Annotated in this window: 11 protein-coding genes; 5 read left to right on the forward strand and 6 right to left on the reverse strand. The window is 76.7% G+C overall.

Annotated elements, in window-relative coordinates; all coding sequences use genetic code 11:
* The first annotated feature begins 127 nt into the window (after positions 1-127).
* The 3 genes from ACFY61_RS10910 to ACFY61_RS10920 all read left to right on the forward strand — a co-directional run bounded on the left by ACFY61_RS10910 (position 128) and on the right by ACFY61_RS10920 (position 6,409).
* Complete coding sequence (locus ACFY61_RS10910) at positions 128-451, forward strand: hypothetical protein (RefSeq protein WP_389469823.1); 324 nt, start codon at positions 128-130, stop codon at positions 449-451.
* A 268-nt stretch (positions 452-719) separates the two neighbouring features.
* Complete coding sequence (locus ACFY61_RS10915) at positions 720-4,097, forward strand: S8 family serine peptidase (protein ID WP_389469825.1); 3,378 nt, start codon at positions 720-722, stop codon at positions 4,095-4,097.
* A gap of 80 nt (positions 4,098-4,177) precedes the next feature.
* Positions 4,178-6,409: a BTAD domain-containing putative transcriptional regulator gene (locus ACFY61_RS10920; protein WP_389469828.1), complete on the forward strand. Its 2,232-nt coding sequence runs from the start codon at positions 4,178-4,180 to the stop codon at positions 6,407-6,409.
* 86 nt (positions 6,410-6,495) lie between these two features.
* Here the strand turns inward: ACFY61_RS10920 and ACFY61_RS10925 are convergent, their stop codons facing one another.
* From ACFY61_RS10925 to ACFY61_RS10950, 6 genes are all read right to left on the reverse strand, one after another.
* The gene (locus ACFY61_RS10925; protein WP_389469830.1) at positions 6,496-7,974 is read right to left on the reverse strand and encodes an aromatic amino acid ammonia-lyase; all 1,479 of its coding nucleotides are present in this window, start codon (positions 7,972-7,974) and stop codon (positions 6,496-6,498) included.
* Complete coding sequence (locus tag ACFY61_RS10930; RefSeq protein WP_389469833.1) at positions 7,971-9,029, reverse strand: AMP-binding protein; 1,059 nt, start codon at positions 9,027-9,029, stop codon at positions 7,971-7,973. Before ACFY61_RS10930 ends, ACFY61_RS10925 begins: the two co-directional genes overlap by 4 nt.
* Positions 9,026-9,364 carry an acyl carrier protein gene (locus tag ACFY61_RS10935; RefSeq protein WP_389469836.1) on the reverse strand — a complete coding sequence of 113 codons (339 nt, stop codon included), beginning with the start codon at positions 9,362-9,364 and terminating at the stop codon, positions 9,026-9,028. The genes ACFY61_RS10930 and ACFY61_RS10935 overlap by 4 nt, the downstream gene beginning before the upstream one ends.
* Positions 9,361-9,792: a hypothetical protein gene (locus ACFY61_RS10940; protein WP_389469839.1), complete on the reverse strand. Its 432-nt coding sequence runs from the start codon at positions 9,790-9,792 to the stop codon at positions 9,361-9,363. Before ACFY61_RS10940 ends, ACFY61_RS10935 begins: the two co-directional genes overlap by 4 nt.
* Positions 9,793-9,873: 81 nt before the next feature.
* Positions 9,874-11,628 carry a prenyltransferase/squalene oxidase repeat-containing protein gene (locus tag ACFY61_RS10945; RefSeq protein WP_389469842.1) on the reverse strand — a complete coding sequence of 585 codons (1,755 nt, stop codon included), beginning with the start codon at positions 11,626-11,628 and terminating at the stop codon, positions 9,874-9,876.
* Positions 11,625-12,980: a phenylacetate--CoA ligase family protein gene (locus tag ACFY61_RS10950; protein ID WP_389469844.1), complete on the reverse strand. Its 1,356-nt coding sequence runs from the start codon at positions 12,978-12,980 to the stop codon at positions 11,625-11,627. Before ACFY61_RS10950 ends, ACFY61_RS10945 begins: the two co-directional genes overlap by 4 nt.
* A 196-nt stretch (positions 12,981-13,176) precedes the next feature.
* Here ACFY61_RS10950 and ACFY61_RS10955 point away from each other — a divergent pair, with 196 nt between their 5' ends.
* Both ACFY61_RS10955 and ACFY61_RS10960 read left to right on the forward strand, forming a co-directional pair.
* Positions 13,177-13,902: an SDR family NAD(P)-dependent oxidoreductase gene (locus tag ACFY61_RS10955; protein WP_389469848.1), complete on the forward strand. Its 726-nt coding sequence runs from the start codon at positions 13,177-13,179 to the stop codon at positions 13,900-13,902.
* Between the two features lie 8 nt (positions 13,903-13,910).
* Entirely contained in the window at positions 13,911-14,870 is a 960-nt protein-coding gene (locus ACFY61_RS10960) for a RimK family alpha-L-glutamate ligase (protein ID WP_389469850.1), read from the forward strand.
* The last annotated feature ends 34 nt before the right edge of the window (positions 14,871-14,904 follow it).

The following is a 14,904-nucleotide window of genomic DNA, read 5'->3' on the forward strand; positions in this document are numbered from 1 at the left end:
TGTTCCTGATGGTGGACCGGGAAGCGATTGTGCCGCACGCAATGTCCCCGTGGAACGACAGCTTCGGCCAAAGGACCACAGCCCCTTCACGGGAGCCACACATCCTCTTCTACCGCCAGGAACCGACATGTACCTCGTACACGCACAGTTGGCGCCGCCACCGGACGGGCAGGCCACCGGCGAGGCGATGCGCCAGGTCAGGGACGCCCTCCTGCAGGACCGGGAGGTCCAGCACATCGCCTGTCACCCCGACGGCCCCGGCGGCCCCGTCCTCGGGGTGTTCACCCTGGCCGGCTCGGTCGAGGAGGCCGAGGACCGGGTCGCCGCGCTCTGCCGTGCCGCCCTGCGCCACGGCCCCGGCCTGCGCGGATGGCGGCTGGGCCGCTGCGAGGTGGTCCTCGCCCTGCCCGGCGGCCGCCCCGGAGCCGAAGGCCCGGCCGCGATGGCCTGATTGGGACAGGGCCGGATCCTGCAATCGCAATCGCTTCCCCGGTTTCCCGGCCGCCGCGCACCATGAGGGCGACCCCAGACCCTCCCTCGTGAGAGGAATCCCGCCATGCGCCGGAACACGTCCCGGTACGGGAGAACCGACGGCAGCACCGAGCCCCGCGACCTCACCTGGGGCGGCTGACCGGCCGGGAGGCAGACGCCGCCCCGACCGGGCCGGCGCCGGCACCGCCCGGTGCGACGAAGGACGATGACAGATGAGGTTGATTGGCTTGCCGCAACACCCGCAGCGCAGCACGCGCTCCAGACAGCTACCGGCACTCGCCGCCGTGATCGCGATGGCGGCCGTCGTCGCCACCACCACCTCCGCCGGGGCCCAGGACGCCGCCGACGGCACCCTCGCCCAGGCCCTGCCCACAGCAGCCGGCACCCCCGGCGCGCTCGGCGGGAAGCTCTCCCCCCGGCTCGCCGACGGCGAGGGCCGGGCCACCGTCTTCGTGGAGCTGACCGGCACCTCCGCGGTCGACGCCTTCACCGCCGGCACCCGCTCCGGAGCCGGCCCCGACGCCGCCCGCAAGGCCGCGAAGGAGGCCCGGCGCGCCGCCGACGGCACCGCGGGCCGGGTCGCCGAGGCCCTGCGCGCCGGTGACGCCGGCACCAAGGTGCTCGCCGTCACCTCCAACGCCCTGCCCGGCCTCCTCGTCGAGGCCGACCTCGCGGGCATCCGCGCCCTCGCCGACCGTCCCGACGTGACCGCCATCCGCCCGGTCACCGCGCAGGAGAAGAGCAGCACCAACTCGGTGCAGCTCACCGGCGCGCTCAACGCCTGGCAGCAGACCGGGCGCACCGGCAAGGGCGTGCGCATCGGCATCGTCGACGACGGCATCGACTACACCCACGCCGCGTTCGGCGGCCCCGGGACCAAGGACGCCTACAAGGCGATCGACCCCAAGGTCGTGGCCCCCGGCACCTTCCCGACCCACAAGGTGGCCGGCGGCACCGACTTCGTCGGCGACGGCTACGACGCCTCCGGACGGCTCGGCTCCCCCCTCCCGGTGCCCGACCCCAACCCGCTCTCCTGCGGCCACCACGGCACCCACGGCGCCAGCATCATCGCCTCGCAGGGCGTCAACGCCGACGGCACCACCTTCACCGGCGACTACGGCAAGCTCACCCCGGAGACCGTCAGCGGCATGCGGGTGGGACCGGGCATGGCCCCCGAGGCCACCCTCTACTCGCTGAAGGTGTTCGGCTGCAACGGCCTCACCTCCACCCTCACCGCCAAGGCGCTCGACCACGCCCTCGACCCCGACGGCGACGGCGACTTCGCGGACAAGCTCGACATCGTCAGCCTGGCGCTGAGCAGCAACTACAACAGCGTCGACGACCCGCTCGCGCTGTTCGTCCGCAAGCTCGCCCAGCACGACGTGCTCGCGGTGTTCTCCGCCGGCAACGGCGGCGACCTGTACGACGTCGCCGGATCCCCCGGCAGCCTCGCCCCCGAGGCCCTCACCGTCGGCAGCACCCGCGACTCCTACTTCCTGCGCGACGGCGCCCGCGTCGAGGAACCCGCCGCGCTGTCCGGCGTACGCACCGGCCAGTTCAGCCTGGCCTACACCGGCGAGGCCACCCTCGACCTGAGCCGCCCGGTCGTCGCGCTGTCCGCCGCCAACGCGCAGGGCTGCAAGGCGTACACGCCCGAGGAGACGGCTGCCGTCGCCGGAAAGACCGTATGGCTGGAGATGCACATCCAGCGCACCATCGAGGGCCTGGAGTGCGGCTCGGCCGCCCGCGCCAACAACGCGCAGAAGGCCGGCGCCGTCGCCGTCGTCCTCAGCGCCGAGCAGGACCACTTCACCTCCCGGCTCACCGGCACCCCGACGATGCCGATGTTCCAGTTCACCGACACCTCCACCAAGGCCCTGCGGCCCGCCCTGGAGGCCGGGACCCTCAAGCTCCGGCTCGTCGGCTCCGACCGCGCCAGCGTCCCCACGTACGACCACGCGCTGACCGACACCGCGTCCGTGTTCACCTCGCGCGGCATCCGCGGCCCCGTCGTCAAGCCCGACATCTCGGCCCCCGGCGACACGATCGCCGCCGCCTTCAGCGGCAGCGGCACCGACCGCGCCGTCTACTCCGGCACCTCCATGTCCGCCCCGCACGCCACCGGCATCATGGCCCTCGTCCGGCAGGCCCACCCGGAGTGGACGTACGAGGAGGCCAAGGCCGCCGCGATGAACACCGCCGGGCACGACATCACCTCCGACGACGGCAAGCTCCTCACCCCGCAGCGCGTCGGCGCCGGCCGCATCGACGCCCTGGCCGCCCTGCGCACCGACACCCTCGCCTACGTCACCGACGACCCCGGAGCCGTCAGCGCCTCCTTCGGCGTCATCGAGGCCGACCGGAGGCTGACCCGCACCAAGACCGTCCGCGTCGTCAACAAGAGCGGTCAGGAGCAGCGCTTCGACGCCGCCTACCAGGCGGTCTCCACCATGCCCGGCGTGCGGTACACCGTCTCACCCGCCACGCTGCGGATCCCCGCGCACGGCTCCGCCAACGTCACCGTCACCCTGCGCATCGACGACGTGCGCGCCCTCCGCAAGGCCATGGAGCCCGCCATGGAGGCCCTCCAGGGCGGCCTGGCACGGCAGTTCGTCGGCGACGCCTCCGGCCGTCTGCTGCTCACCCCGCGGCACGCCGCCGGGCAGGCCCTGCGCGTCCCGGTCGCCGCCTCCCCGAAGCCGGTCTCCGCGCTCCGGGTCGCGGACGCCCTCACCCTGCGCGGCGACGGCGCCGGCGACGGTCCGCGCGGCCTGCTCCGGCTCGGCGGCCGCGGCCTCGACCAGGGCCGGGGCGCCTCCGCCTACCGCAGCCTGGTCAGCGTCTTCGAACTGGGCGCCCGCTCGCCCGAACTGCCCGACTGCGCCGGGAGCACCGGCGGCCGCTGCGCCCTCAACGACACCGCCCGCGGCGGCGACCTGCGCTACGTCGGCGCGACGAGCACCGCCCCGCAGGCCCGCGCCGAAGGCCGGCCGCAGGACGCCCTCGCCGCCTTCTCCGTGGTCACCTGGGGCAACTGGGCCAATCTCGGCAGCAACACCGTCCCGTACGTACGCATCGACACCACCGGCGACGGCACGCCCGACTTCGAGTCCTACGTGGTCAAGGCGCCCCGCAGCGACGTACTGCTGGTCAACACGGTCGACCTGCGCAAGCCCCTGCCGGGCGGAGGCTTCACCTCCGTCGACACCCAGCCCGTCAACGGCCACTTCGGCGACGTGGACACCGACACCTTCGACACCAACGTCGTCGTCCTGCCGGTGAGGCTGGCCGCCCTGGGCGTGGACCCGGCGGCCGCCTCCCACCCGATCGGCTACACCGTCTCCGTGGGCGGCTTCTACCGCGCCCCCGGCAGCGCCGTCGTCGACCAGCTCGACGCACCCGTCCGCTACGACCCGCTGGCGCCCGCCTACCGCATCCAGGGTGCGGGCGGCCCCGCCGTCACCCACCTGGCCCGGCCCGGTACGGCCCTCGCCGTCCACGGCTCCCGCGAGGCCCCGGCCACCGGCGAACTGCTGACCGTGTTCCACCACAACGGCAGCGGACAACGAGCCCACGTGGTCACCGTCAGGGCACCGCGCCGCTGACCCCCGGCCGGCGACCGGCCGGTGCCCGCCCCGACGACCTCGCGGGCGGGCACCGGCCGCTGTCCGTACAAGGAGTACGCATGGCACCCACCCGCCCGGCGGGGGCTGAGTTCCGGCTCCTGGGCGACCTCGACGTCCGCCTCGGCGGCGTCCGCTGGCAGCCGCCCTCCCGCAAACCCCGCAGACTGCTCGCCGCCCTCCTCCTCGAACCCCGCCGCCAGGTCACCAAGGACCGCCTGCTCGAAGCCGTCTGGGACGGCGAACCGCCCCGCTCCGCGACCGGCGCCATCCAGGTGTACGCCTCCCAGCTGCGCCGCGCCCTGCCGGGCTGCGGGCTCGTCTGCTCCGGCGAGGGCTACCTCCTCGACGTCGACCCGCGCAGCGTCGACCTGCACCGCTTCCGGCAGATCGTGGCCGGTGCGGAGGGGCTGCCCGACGCGGAACGCGCGGGCGCGCTGCGCCGCGCCCTGGCCCTGTTCCGCGGACGGCCGCTCGCCGACATCGGCTCCGACACCCTGCGCCGCGAGATCGAACCGGTCATCACGGAGGAGCGGCTGAGCACCCTGGAGGACCTCGCCGAACTGGAGCTCTCCCTCGGCCGCAGCGACCGGCTGGTTCCCGAACTGCTGCGGCTCACCGGCGAACACCCGCTGCGCGAACGCCTCTGGGAGCAGCTGGTGCGCTGCCAGGCCGGCGCGGGCCGCCGCCGGGACGCCGCCGAGACCTTCGAACGCGCCCGGCGGCTGCTCCGCGAGGAGCTGGGCGTGGAGCCCGGCCCGGGCCTGTACGAGGCGGCCCGGCTGACCGGGGTGCGCCTGAGCGGCGTGCCGTCGGCCGAACCGCGGCCTGTCCGGCTCCCGTCGGCCGACTCGGCAGCCGAGCGGCGGTCGGCCGAGCCGCGAACGGGCATTGCGCGGACGGGCGTTGCGCGGCCGGGCGGCCCCGGGGAGACAGGCCACCCGTACGGCGGCCGGCCGTACGGCGGTCTCCCGTACGGCGGCCTCCCGCAGGCCGGGGCCTGGCAGGCCGGTCCGCGGCACGCCGCCGCGGTCCCGGCGGGCCCCGCCTCACGCGGTGCGGCGGCCGAGGCGGATGCCGCACCGGCCGTCGGTGCCGCCCGTGCGCGAAGACCCGCCGTCGTCACGCCGGGCAGCCCCGCGGGCCCGAACATGCTGCCCCGCGACCTGGCCGACTTCACCGGCCGCGCCGCCGAACTCGCCCGCGCCGACGCCCTGGTGGGCGCGGCCGGGACCGGCAGCGCCATCCTCGCCCTCACCGGCATGCCCGGGGCCGGGAAGACCGCGCTGGCCACCCGCGTCGCACACCGGGCCCGTGCCGCCTACCCCGACGGCCAGCTCTTCCTCGACCTGCACGGTCACAGCGCCGAACGCGGGCCGCTGCCCGCCCACGAAGCCCTCGACCTACTGCTGCGGATGGCCGGCGAGCCGGGCGGCGGCGGTACGCCGGGCCCCGGCGGGGTCGCGCTGGCGGCCGCGCGCTGGCGGGCGGCACTCACCCGGCGTCGCATGGTCGTCGTCCTCGACGACGCGGCCGACGCGGCCCACATCCGCCCCCTGCTGCCCGGCGACTCGGCGAGCCTGGTCATCGTCACCAGCCGGGGGCCGCTGGCCGAGCTCGACGGGGCCCAGCCGATGCCCCTGGGCATGCTGTCCACGGCCGAGGCCGCCGCGCTGTTCACCGGGGTCCTGGCGGGGCCCGGGCGGCGGCCGGAACGGTCCGCCGCCGAGGTGGCCCGGCTCTGCGGCGGCCTGCCGCTGGCGGTGCGGCTGGCCGCGGGCCGGCTCCGCCAGCACCCCACCCGGCCCGCCGCCGAACTCGTCCGCGCGCTGCGCGCCGACACCGCGCTCGACGAACTCCGCCTCGGCAGCCGCAGCGTGGGCCAGGCCTTCGACGCCTCGTACCGGGCGCTGCCCGGCCCCGAGCGGCGCACCTTCCGCGCGCTCGGGCTGCTGCCCGGCCCCGACGCGGACGCTGCGGAGGCCGCGGCGCTGGCCGGCCTGCCCGCCGAGCGGATCCGCGGGGTCCTGGAGGCCCTGCTCGACCGCAACCTGCTCGAACAGCACGCGCGCGACAGGTTCCGGCTCCACCCGCTGCTGCGCCGCTACGCGCGGTGCGCCGCGCACCGCGAGGACCCCGAGGCCGCCCGGCGGGCGGCGCTGGCCCGGCTGGCCGAGCACTACCTGCGGCACGCGCGGGTCGCTCTGCGGGGGCTCGGGGTACCGGCCCAGCCGTACGCGCGGAGCCGCGCGCTGGCCGGCCGGGCGGGGGGCTCCAGCCTCGCGGGCGTCTGAGGCGTGGGGGTCCCCCCCGGACGGGGTCCGGGGGAGGGTGTGGGGCGGAGCCCCGCGTGGTCGGGCGGAGCTCCGGTCGGGCCCGCTCACGGGGCGGTCGGTGGGGCGGCGTGGGTCAGGGCCAGGGCGGCCAGGGCCGTGATCTCCGGGGCGAGGGGGCGGTCGTGGAGCAGGGGCGGGGTGGCGTCCGCCAGGCGGGCCCACAGGCCCGACGGGCGCGAGCCGGTGCGCCGGCCCGCCTCGGCGAGGGCCAGCAGCAGCCCCCCGGTGATCCAGCGCAGCCGGGCGAGGACGTCGGCGACGGCCGCCGCGCTGTTCAGTGCCAGCGGGACGTGGTCCTGGTTGTCCAGGTTCGTCGGGATCGTCGTCATCGACGCCGGATAGCCCAGCTGCCGGATCCGCGACAGGTGCGAGGACGCGGCGATCTGCACCCCGGCCAGCCCGCTGTCCCGGCCCGGCACGGCGGCCAGCAGGGGCGGCAGCCCGCCGTTGGACCGCGGGTCCAGCAGCAGGGCCAGCTGCCGCTCCAGCAGCAGCGCCACCTGGTGGGCGCAGCTCGCGTGCGACTCCGAGGCCAGGCCGACCGGCGCGGCGTGGAAGTTGCCGCCGTGCCGGACCGTGCCGTCCACCGTCACCGGGTTGTCCGTGCAGCCGTCCGCCTCCGCCAGCAGCACCCGCTCCTGGCACGCCAGCTGGTCCAGTACCGCGCCGAGCACCTGCGGGGCGCAGCGCAGCGAGTACCGCTCCTGCAGCGGCCGCTGGGGCCCCCGGGTGTGTCCGGCCGGCAGTTCGGCGCGGATCAGGGCGGCCGCCCGGCGCTGGCCCGGCTGGTTGCGGACGCGGCTCAGCCCGTCGTCGTACGGGTCCGGGTCCGCGCCGAGCAGCGCGGCCAGCCGGCCCGTCGCGGCGGCCGCCACCCGGACCGCCGCCTCCAGTTCGCGGTGGTTGTGCAGGGCCAGGGCCAGGCAGGCGCCGGACCCGTTGACGAAAGCCAGGGCCCCGCGGGCGTCCCACACCACCCCCGGCACGCCCAGCCCGGCCAGCACCTCCGCCGGTTCCGCCGTTCCGGAGGCGGCCCCGTCCCGCGGGTCCGCCCAGGCCAGCTGGGACTCCCGGGCGCCGGTCGCGGCCAGCGCCGCGTGCGCCAGCGGCACCAGGTCCCCGCTCGCGCTGAGGCTCCCGTCGCGCGGTACCACCGGGGTGAAGCCGGCGTTCCACTGGTCGGCCAGCCGCTGCCACAGCTCCGGGTCGACCGCCGAGTGCCCGGCGGTCATGCCGCGCAGCCGCAGCCACACCATGGTCCGGGTCACCGCCGGTGACAGGGGCTCGCCCTGACCGGCCGCCAGGTGCCGGATCAGGCCGAGCCCCTGCACGCCCGGGTCGGCGTCCGCGGCGTACCCGACCAGCGGGCCGAACCCGCGGGTGGCGCCGTACACGTCCCGGACCAGCCGGGCCCGCTCGAAGACCGCCCGGCTCGCCGCCATCCGCCGCCGGTCGGCACCGGTCAGCTCGATCTTGGCGTCGAAGGCGCTCTCCGCCAGCAGGCGCCCCACCGCTCCGCTCACCGCTCGCCCACCCGCACGGCCAGTCCCGGCAGTTCGGCCGTCAGCACCGAGCCGCCGGCACGCGGGACGTACCGCACCCGGGTCACCGACCGCGGGCCCGGCAGCGTCGCGCCGAGCGCCCCCGCCAGCCGGGACCGCAGCTCCGCCGGGTCCGGCCCGCCGGCGGGAGCGGCGTAGTACAGCGCGTAGTGCTCGCCGCGGATCTCGTCGGCCAGCGGGACGCACACCGCGTCCACGTCCGGCGCCAGCCGCCGTACGAGCAGCTCGACGCGGCCCAGTTCGCAGCGCACCCCGTTGACCTTGACCAGGTCCGGCGCCCGCCCGAGCCGGCGGAAGGACCGCTCCCCGGCCGGCACCACCAGGTCCGGCATCTCCACCGACTCCGGTACCGGCTCGCCGGGGCGGTGCGCCAGCCGGGGTCCGGCCACGGTGAGCCGTACCGGTTCCGGTTCCGGTTCCGGCGCCGGGCCCGGGCGCCCGCCGCCGTACCCGCCCGAGACCAGGGTCACGTCCGGCAGCAGCCGCCATGGGGCGGAGTCCCGCAGCACCGGGTCCACCGGGCGGGTGGCCACCGCGCCGGTCTCGGTGGAGCCCAGCACCTCCACCGCGCGGAAGCCGGGCCCCGCCAGCCGGGCCGTCACCTCGTACGCGGCGCCGGGGACCCGGGCGGTGCTGTGCACGGCCACGAGCCCGCGGAGGCCGCCGGGCGCGGGCCGTGCCCGCAGCAGCAGCTGCCAGGTCGACGGCAGGCACACCAGCAGGGTCCGGGCGTCCGGGTCGAGCTCCGGCGGGTCCAGCGGCCGGTCCCCGTACTGCGCGACGGGCACGCCCAGCAGCCGGGGGATCTCGACGCCGAAGACCCGCCCGTACAGGTGCCGCACCGGGGCGTGGCACACCACCCGGTCCACCGGGCCGAGCAGCCCGGCCAGGAGCTCCGCCTCGGCCGCCAGCTGCGCGGGGGAGCGCAGCCAGGCGACCGGCGGCCCGGTGGTGCCGGAGGTCTCGAAGGCCTGGGGGGCCTGGGAGGCCTGCGGGGACCCGTCCGGGCCGGTCACGCGCCGTCCCCTTCCCCGTGCGCGCCGCCGCCGCTGCCGCCGCTGCCGGCGCCGCCCAGCACGGCCGCGTCCTCCAGGCGGTCCGCCACGAACCGGGCCATCAGCGCCGTGGTCGAGAACCAGTGCCGGACGTCGTCCCCGACCAGGTCGACCTCGATGCCGAACTCGGCCTCCACGGCGCTGACGCACTCCATCACGGTGAGGCTGTCGTACCCGTCGCCGAGGGTGACGCGCAGGTCGGCGTCCTCGGCGACCGCGTCGTACTCCGGACCGAGCCGGGCCGCCAGTACGGCGCGCAGCCGGTCCAGGACGGGGGCGGGGGGAGTGGTGGTCATCGTGTCCGTCCTTCGCTGCCGTCCGCTCCGGCCGGCCGGTCGGAACGGTGAAGTGGGCCGCCCGCCGCGACGTACACGTCGGCGGGCGACACGGGGAGGAACTCCAGGTGGAAGAAGGGCGTGCGGGCCGTCACGCCGAGCACTTCCGCGATGTGCCCGGCCAGCGCCGCACGGAACTCCTCGTCCCGGTCGTGCGAGATCCGGCACACCACCCAGGCGTGGTGCAGGTCCCCGGCCCCCTCGGGGCGGGGCAGCGCGGACACGGGCCAGCCGCCGGTGAACACCCGGTCCTCGTCGGCCGGTTCGAACCGGACCACGACATGGGCGGCCCGCACCCCGCGTGCCGTCAGCCAGCGGGTGATGCCGAGGGCGACGGCGCGGCGCCGGGGCGCGGACAGGCCCGCGCTCGCGATGGTGATCGTCGGCATGGGAGGTGTATTCCTCGGGGGTCGGGTGGAGGGCTCGGAGGTGCTCGCCCGGGCCGGCGTCAGGCCGGCGTCGGGCCGCCGTCAGGACAGCGTCAGGGCCGGCAGCGGCTCCCCGGCGGGGGCCGCCGGGGACCCGGCCCGGCCCCGCAGCAGTACGCCCAGCACGGCGGCCAGCGGGCCGCCGCCGGACGGCGACAGGGGGGTCCACGCGGTCCCGTCCGGCCGGTCCACGGCCTTCAGGAACACCTCCAGGTGCGCGGTGTCCAGCGGCAGCCCGGCCCGTTCCGCCGCCACCACCGCCTCGTACGTGGACAGCAGATCGGGCAGCCGGTTCCCCCGGTCGGCGAAACCGCCGCCGCGCACCCGGTGCCGCTCCAGCACCGGCGCCACCGCGGGCACCGGCCGCCCGGCCGCCGCCAGGACGCGGTGCGCCTGGAGGGTGGCCCGCAGCCCCGCCGGGGCGCCGGGCACCGGCCCGTACGCGTCCCCGCACCCGTCCCCGTCCCCTTCGCCGGACGCCGCGCAGGACTCCGTGAAGCCCAGCAGGGACGCCGGGTCCAGCACCGCGGCCGGATCCGCGCCGAGCAGCCGCAGGGTCTCCACCGCCGAGGAGGTCGACACCAGGTCGGAACCCCGGCCGGCCCAGTAGCCGAAGCCGCCGTCCTCGTTCTGCAGTCCGGCCAGCCAGCGCACGACCGCCGCCCGGCCCTCCGGGTCCGCCGCGAACGCGCCCGCCGCCACCGCCCACAGGGTGCAGCGCACCTCGGCGCCCCGGCCGGGCATGTACATCACGCCGTCCTCGTTCGGCAGCCGGCAGGCCTCCAGCCAGCGCACCAGCTCGGCCCGCCGGCCCGGTGCCGTGTCCGGCCGCAGGGCCAGCGCCGCCGAGGCCAGCGCGTCGTCCGCCCGCTCCGGCTCCCGGTACGTGTACCCGCCGCCCGGACAGGCCAGTTCGGCGATCCGCCGGGCCACCGGGGCCGCCACCGGCTCCGTCGGGACGCCCAGGGCGCGCAGCGTGCCCACCGCGCAGAAGGAGGCCCACACGTCCTCCACGGCATACCCCTCCCAGCGGACGAAGGCGCCGCCCGCGCCGCGCAGCCGCAGCACCCAGTCCGCGCACCCGCCCGGATCGGCCGGGCCGGCCCCGAGCGCCGCCAGCGCCCCGGTCGCCCGGTACGTCGCCCACATGCACGGCACCCCGGCCTCCGGGGAGAAGCGGAAGCCGCCCGAGGAGTCCTGCCGGGCCCGCAGCCAGGCCGTCAGGCGCGGCACGTCCCACGGCGGCGGGGCGTCGCCGGCCGCCGCCGCCCAGGCGAGCACCCCGTAGTAACAGGCCCGTACGTCGGCCCGGTCGCGCCGGGCGTCCGCCGGGGTCCAGCCCAGCCCGCCGTCCGGGCCCTGGAGGGCGCGCAGCCAGTCCAGCAGCCGGGCGCGGTCCGGCGGGCCCTGCCCCGGGCGGAGCAGGGCGGCGGTGCGGGTGCCGAAGTGGGTGGCCCACGCCTCCGCGCCCTGGCCGGGCTGCATCCCGTACGCCTCGCCGGTCCAGGTCGAGTCCAGCCAGCGCGCCGTCGGCTCCGGGCGGGCGGGCGGCCGGCCGAGGTCGGCCAGCGCCTGGGTGCAGTAGAAGGTGGCCCAGGAGTCCGAGGGCATCCCGGCGTCCCAGGCGTAACCGCCGTCCGCGTTGCGCCGGGAGGCGAGGTAGCGGACCGTCCCCTCCGGGTCGGCCGTCTCCCCGGCCCGGCCGAGCCAGGCCAGCGTGCGGACCGCGGCGTACGTGCACCACAGGTCGGGCCCGCCGGTGGACGCTCCGCGCGGGGCCCCTGCCGCGCCGGTCACGGGGCCTCCTCCAGCACGCGGACGTTCGAGCGCTTCCAGCTCTTCTGCGCGGCCCCGCTCTTGGTCAGCTGCGGCAGCGAGTTGACGAACGCCACCCGGTCCCAGGCGAGGCCGAGCCGCTCCTTGGAGGCCCGCAGGACCTCCTCGGCCACCGCCGGCTCCCTGCCCCGGTCCGCGCCGGGCAGCCGCTCCAGCAGCAGGCCGGCGAAACCGCCGCCGGCCGTCACCTCGACGAGGTACCCGGTGGCCTCGGCGGCCGCGAACACCACCTCCTCCACCTCCCGCGGGGCCAGGTCCACCCCGTGCACCCGCAGCGTGTCGGAGGCCCGGCCGCGCACCGTGACGGTGGGGGAGGGCCGGCCGCAGGGGCAGTCCCGGCCCAGGGTCACCAGGTCCCCGGTGCGCAGCCGCAGCAGCGGCCGGGCGTACGAGTTCAGCGGGGTGACGACGAGCTGGCCCCGGTCGGGTCCGCCGGCCTCCGCGGTGACCGGCACGACACCCCCGGGGCCGCCGGTGTCCAGCTCGAAGTGGGTCGAGGCGGTCAGCAGGTGCTGGCCGCCCGCCGCGCAGGTGGTGGCCAGGGTGCCGGTCTCGGTGCTGCCGTAGCTCGCGTCCAGCGCCACCGCACCCCACCAGCGGCCGAGCCGCTCGCGGAACGGTGCGGTGTTGACCTCGCCGAGGAGCATCAGCCGGCGCAGACCGGCGCCGAGTTCGGGCAGCAGCCCGCGGCCCGCCGCCAGCCGGGTCCACTCCAGGGCCACGCCGGGGGCGAGGAACACGGTGGTCGGGCGGTAGCCGCGCCACAGTTCCACCAGCCGGTCCCAGCCGGTGATGCCGGTCGCGAACGGGTAGGCGCGCAGGTGTGAAAGGTCGAGGTAGTCGGCGGCCTGGGCGATCAGGTCACCGACCGGGACCACGTCCGAGGGCAGCAGGCTGAGGATCCGCTCCGGGTCACGCCGTTCGCCACCGGCCCCGCCGTCGTCGGTGTCGGTGCCGTCGTCACCGCACAGGACCGGCCGCCAGGCCTCGGCGACCGCCACCGTGTTCCAGATGACGTCCTCGGCCAGCCGGGGCGTGGGCGTGGGCGCCCCCGTGCTCCCGGTGGTCTCGTAGTAGCGCAGCGCACGGCCCGGCGTGACCGTCGCGAAGTCCAGCGGCCGGGCCTTGAGTTCCTCGCGGGAGGTGGGCGCCAGCGCCGCGAAGGCCCCGGCGGAGAAGGGGCCGATACCGCGGTAGGCCGGCGCCGCCGAGGCCCGCGCCCAGACCTCCGCGAGCTTGCGGGCGTAGAACTCCCCGTCCGGGAACCCCGGCGTCGCCACCGTCTCCCGCCTGGCCTCGCGCCAGATTTTCACGTGCCGTTCCTGATGCCACATCGCTGGATCCCCCGGTGCACACCGCTGGATGAGAGTCGGCCACAGCCAACACCGCGCCCCTTAAGCCCCCCTGAACCGGACCGGCCCGGACGGACCGCCCGGGCCCCGGCTTAAGCACCCGTTAAGCGCCTCCGGGCACTGTTCCCGGCACACGGCAGCAACCGAAGGAGCACGCGTGACCAGAGTCGTTGTCACCGGCGGCGGCACGGGCATCGGACGGGCCACGGCCCGCCTCTTCGCCCGGGACGGTGCCGAGGTCGTCCTCGTCGGCCGGCGGGCCTCCGTCCTCAAGGCGGCCGCGGCCGAACTGGAGCCCGCCGCCGTCACGATCGTGTCCGCCGACCTCTCCGGTACGGCCGGCGCCCGCCAGGTGCTCGAAGCCCTCCCCGACGGCCCCGTCGACGTACTGGTCAACAACGCGGGCGGCGTCGACCGCGCCCCGCAGCCGGGCCTGGAGGGCTACGCCGAACGGTTCCGCCGCACCCTCGACGCCAACCTCACCTCCGCGGCCGTGCTCACCGAGGCGCTCTGGCCCCGCCTGACCCGGCCCGGCGGCCGCGTCGTGAACATCTCCTCGGTGGCCGCCCGGCGCGGCGGGGCCGACGGGTACACCGCGGCCAAGGCCGGCCTCATCGGCTGGTCCCAGGGCCTGGCCCGGAAGGGCGGCCCCGAGGGCGTCCTGGTCAACACGGTGGCGCCCGGCTACGTGGAGGACACCGAGTTCTTCGACCCGTCCGGGCGCTCGGTCCGCCACGACGCCCTCGTCGCCGAGACCCTGCTGGGACGCGCCGGGGTGCCCGCCGACATCGCCGCGGTCGTGCACTTCCTGGCCTCGCCCGACGCGTCCTGGATCACGGGCCAGGTCATCGACGTCAACGGCGGAAGCGTGCTGGGGAGGTGAGGGCCGACATGACGCCCACGCGCAGACGGATCCTCTACGTCTTCCCCGACCGCAGCTCGGAACTCCTGCGCGCCTACGAGGAGGGCGAGTTCTGGGTGGACTACCGGACGGCCGCCGCGCGCGCCGGACTCGACTTCGCGGTCGCCGCCCCCGACCACTTCGCCATCGCCCGCGGCACGGCGTACTGGCGCGACGAACCGCTGTCCCCGGAGCGGGACATCGTCGTGTACGGGGTCCGCACCAACCCCACCCACGAGGTGGACCTGTGGGCCGGGCTGTCCCTGATGCGCTCCCTCGCCACGCTCGGGTTCTGGCTGCCGGTCCCACTGGACACCGGCATCCTGCTGAACGACAAGTACGCCACCCTCAACGCCTTCCTGGACTCCCCGGTCCCGGTGATCCCCACCATCCGGCTGGCCGCCGACCGGGACGTGCACCGGCTGCGGCACCTCAACCTGGTGCCGGGGGACTGGTTCCCGGTCTTCGTCAAGCCCCTGTCGTGGAGCGGCGGGCAGGGCTGCGTGGCCTGCCCCGACCGGGACAGCCTCGAAGCCGTCCTCGGTCTCGCGGCGGGCAGCCGCACCGGGGTGGCCGTACAGCCCCGGCTCCCCGAGGTCACCGCGGACATCCGGGTGGTGGTCGTCGAGGGGACGATCGTCGCGATGTTCGACCGGATCCCGCGCCGGGGCTCCCACGTGGCCAACGTCAGCCGGGGCGGCAGCTACGCCGTCCGCACCGACATCGATCCGCGGGTCCACGACCTGGCCAAGCTCGCGTGCGAACGGCTCGGCGTCTCCTACCTGTGCGTGGACCTGCTGCTGGCGGACGGGCAGCTGTGGCTGTCGGAGTTCGAGGCGGACGGGGCGGTTTCGCGGCTGCTGGCGCCGGCGGACGTGGTGCACCACGTCGTCGCCACGCGGTTCGCGGCGTACGAGCGGCGGCTCGAGGCGTTCCTGTCCCGCCCGTGAGCCCGGGCGGGGGCCCGGCGCCGGCCCCCTGGGC

The sequence above is a fragment of the Streptomyces sp. NPDC012888 genome (genome assembly GCF_042900645.1).
Taxonomy (GTDB): Bacteria; Actinomycetota; Actinomycetes; order Streptomycetales; family Streptomycetaceae; genus Streptomyces.

Coding starts and splice junctions, on each gene's coding strand:
- ACFY61_RS10910 (WP_389469823.1), top strand. CDS start 128: ATGTACCTCGTACACGCACAGTTGGCGCCGCCACCGGACGGGCAGGCC.
- ACFY61_RS10920 (WP_389469828.1), top strand. CDS start 4,178: ATGGCACCCACCCGCCCGGCGGGGGCTGAGTTCCGGCTCCTGGGCGAC.
- ACFY61_RS10935 (WP_389469836.1), bottom strand. CDS start 9,364: ATGACCACCACTCCCCCCGCCCCCGTCCTGGACCGGCTGCGCGCCGTA.
- ACFY61_RS10940 (WP_389469839.1), bottom strand. CDS start 9,792: ATGCCGACGATCACCATCGCGAGCGCGGGCCTGTCCGCGCCCCGGCGC.
- ACFY61_RS10960 (WP_389469850.1), top strand. CDS start 13,911: ATGACGCCCACGCGCAGACGGATCCTCTACGTCTTCCCCGACCGCAGC.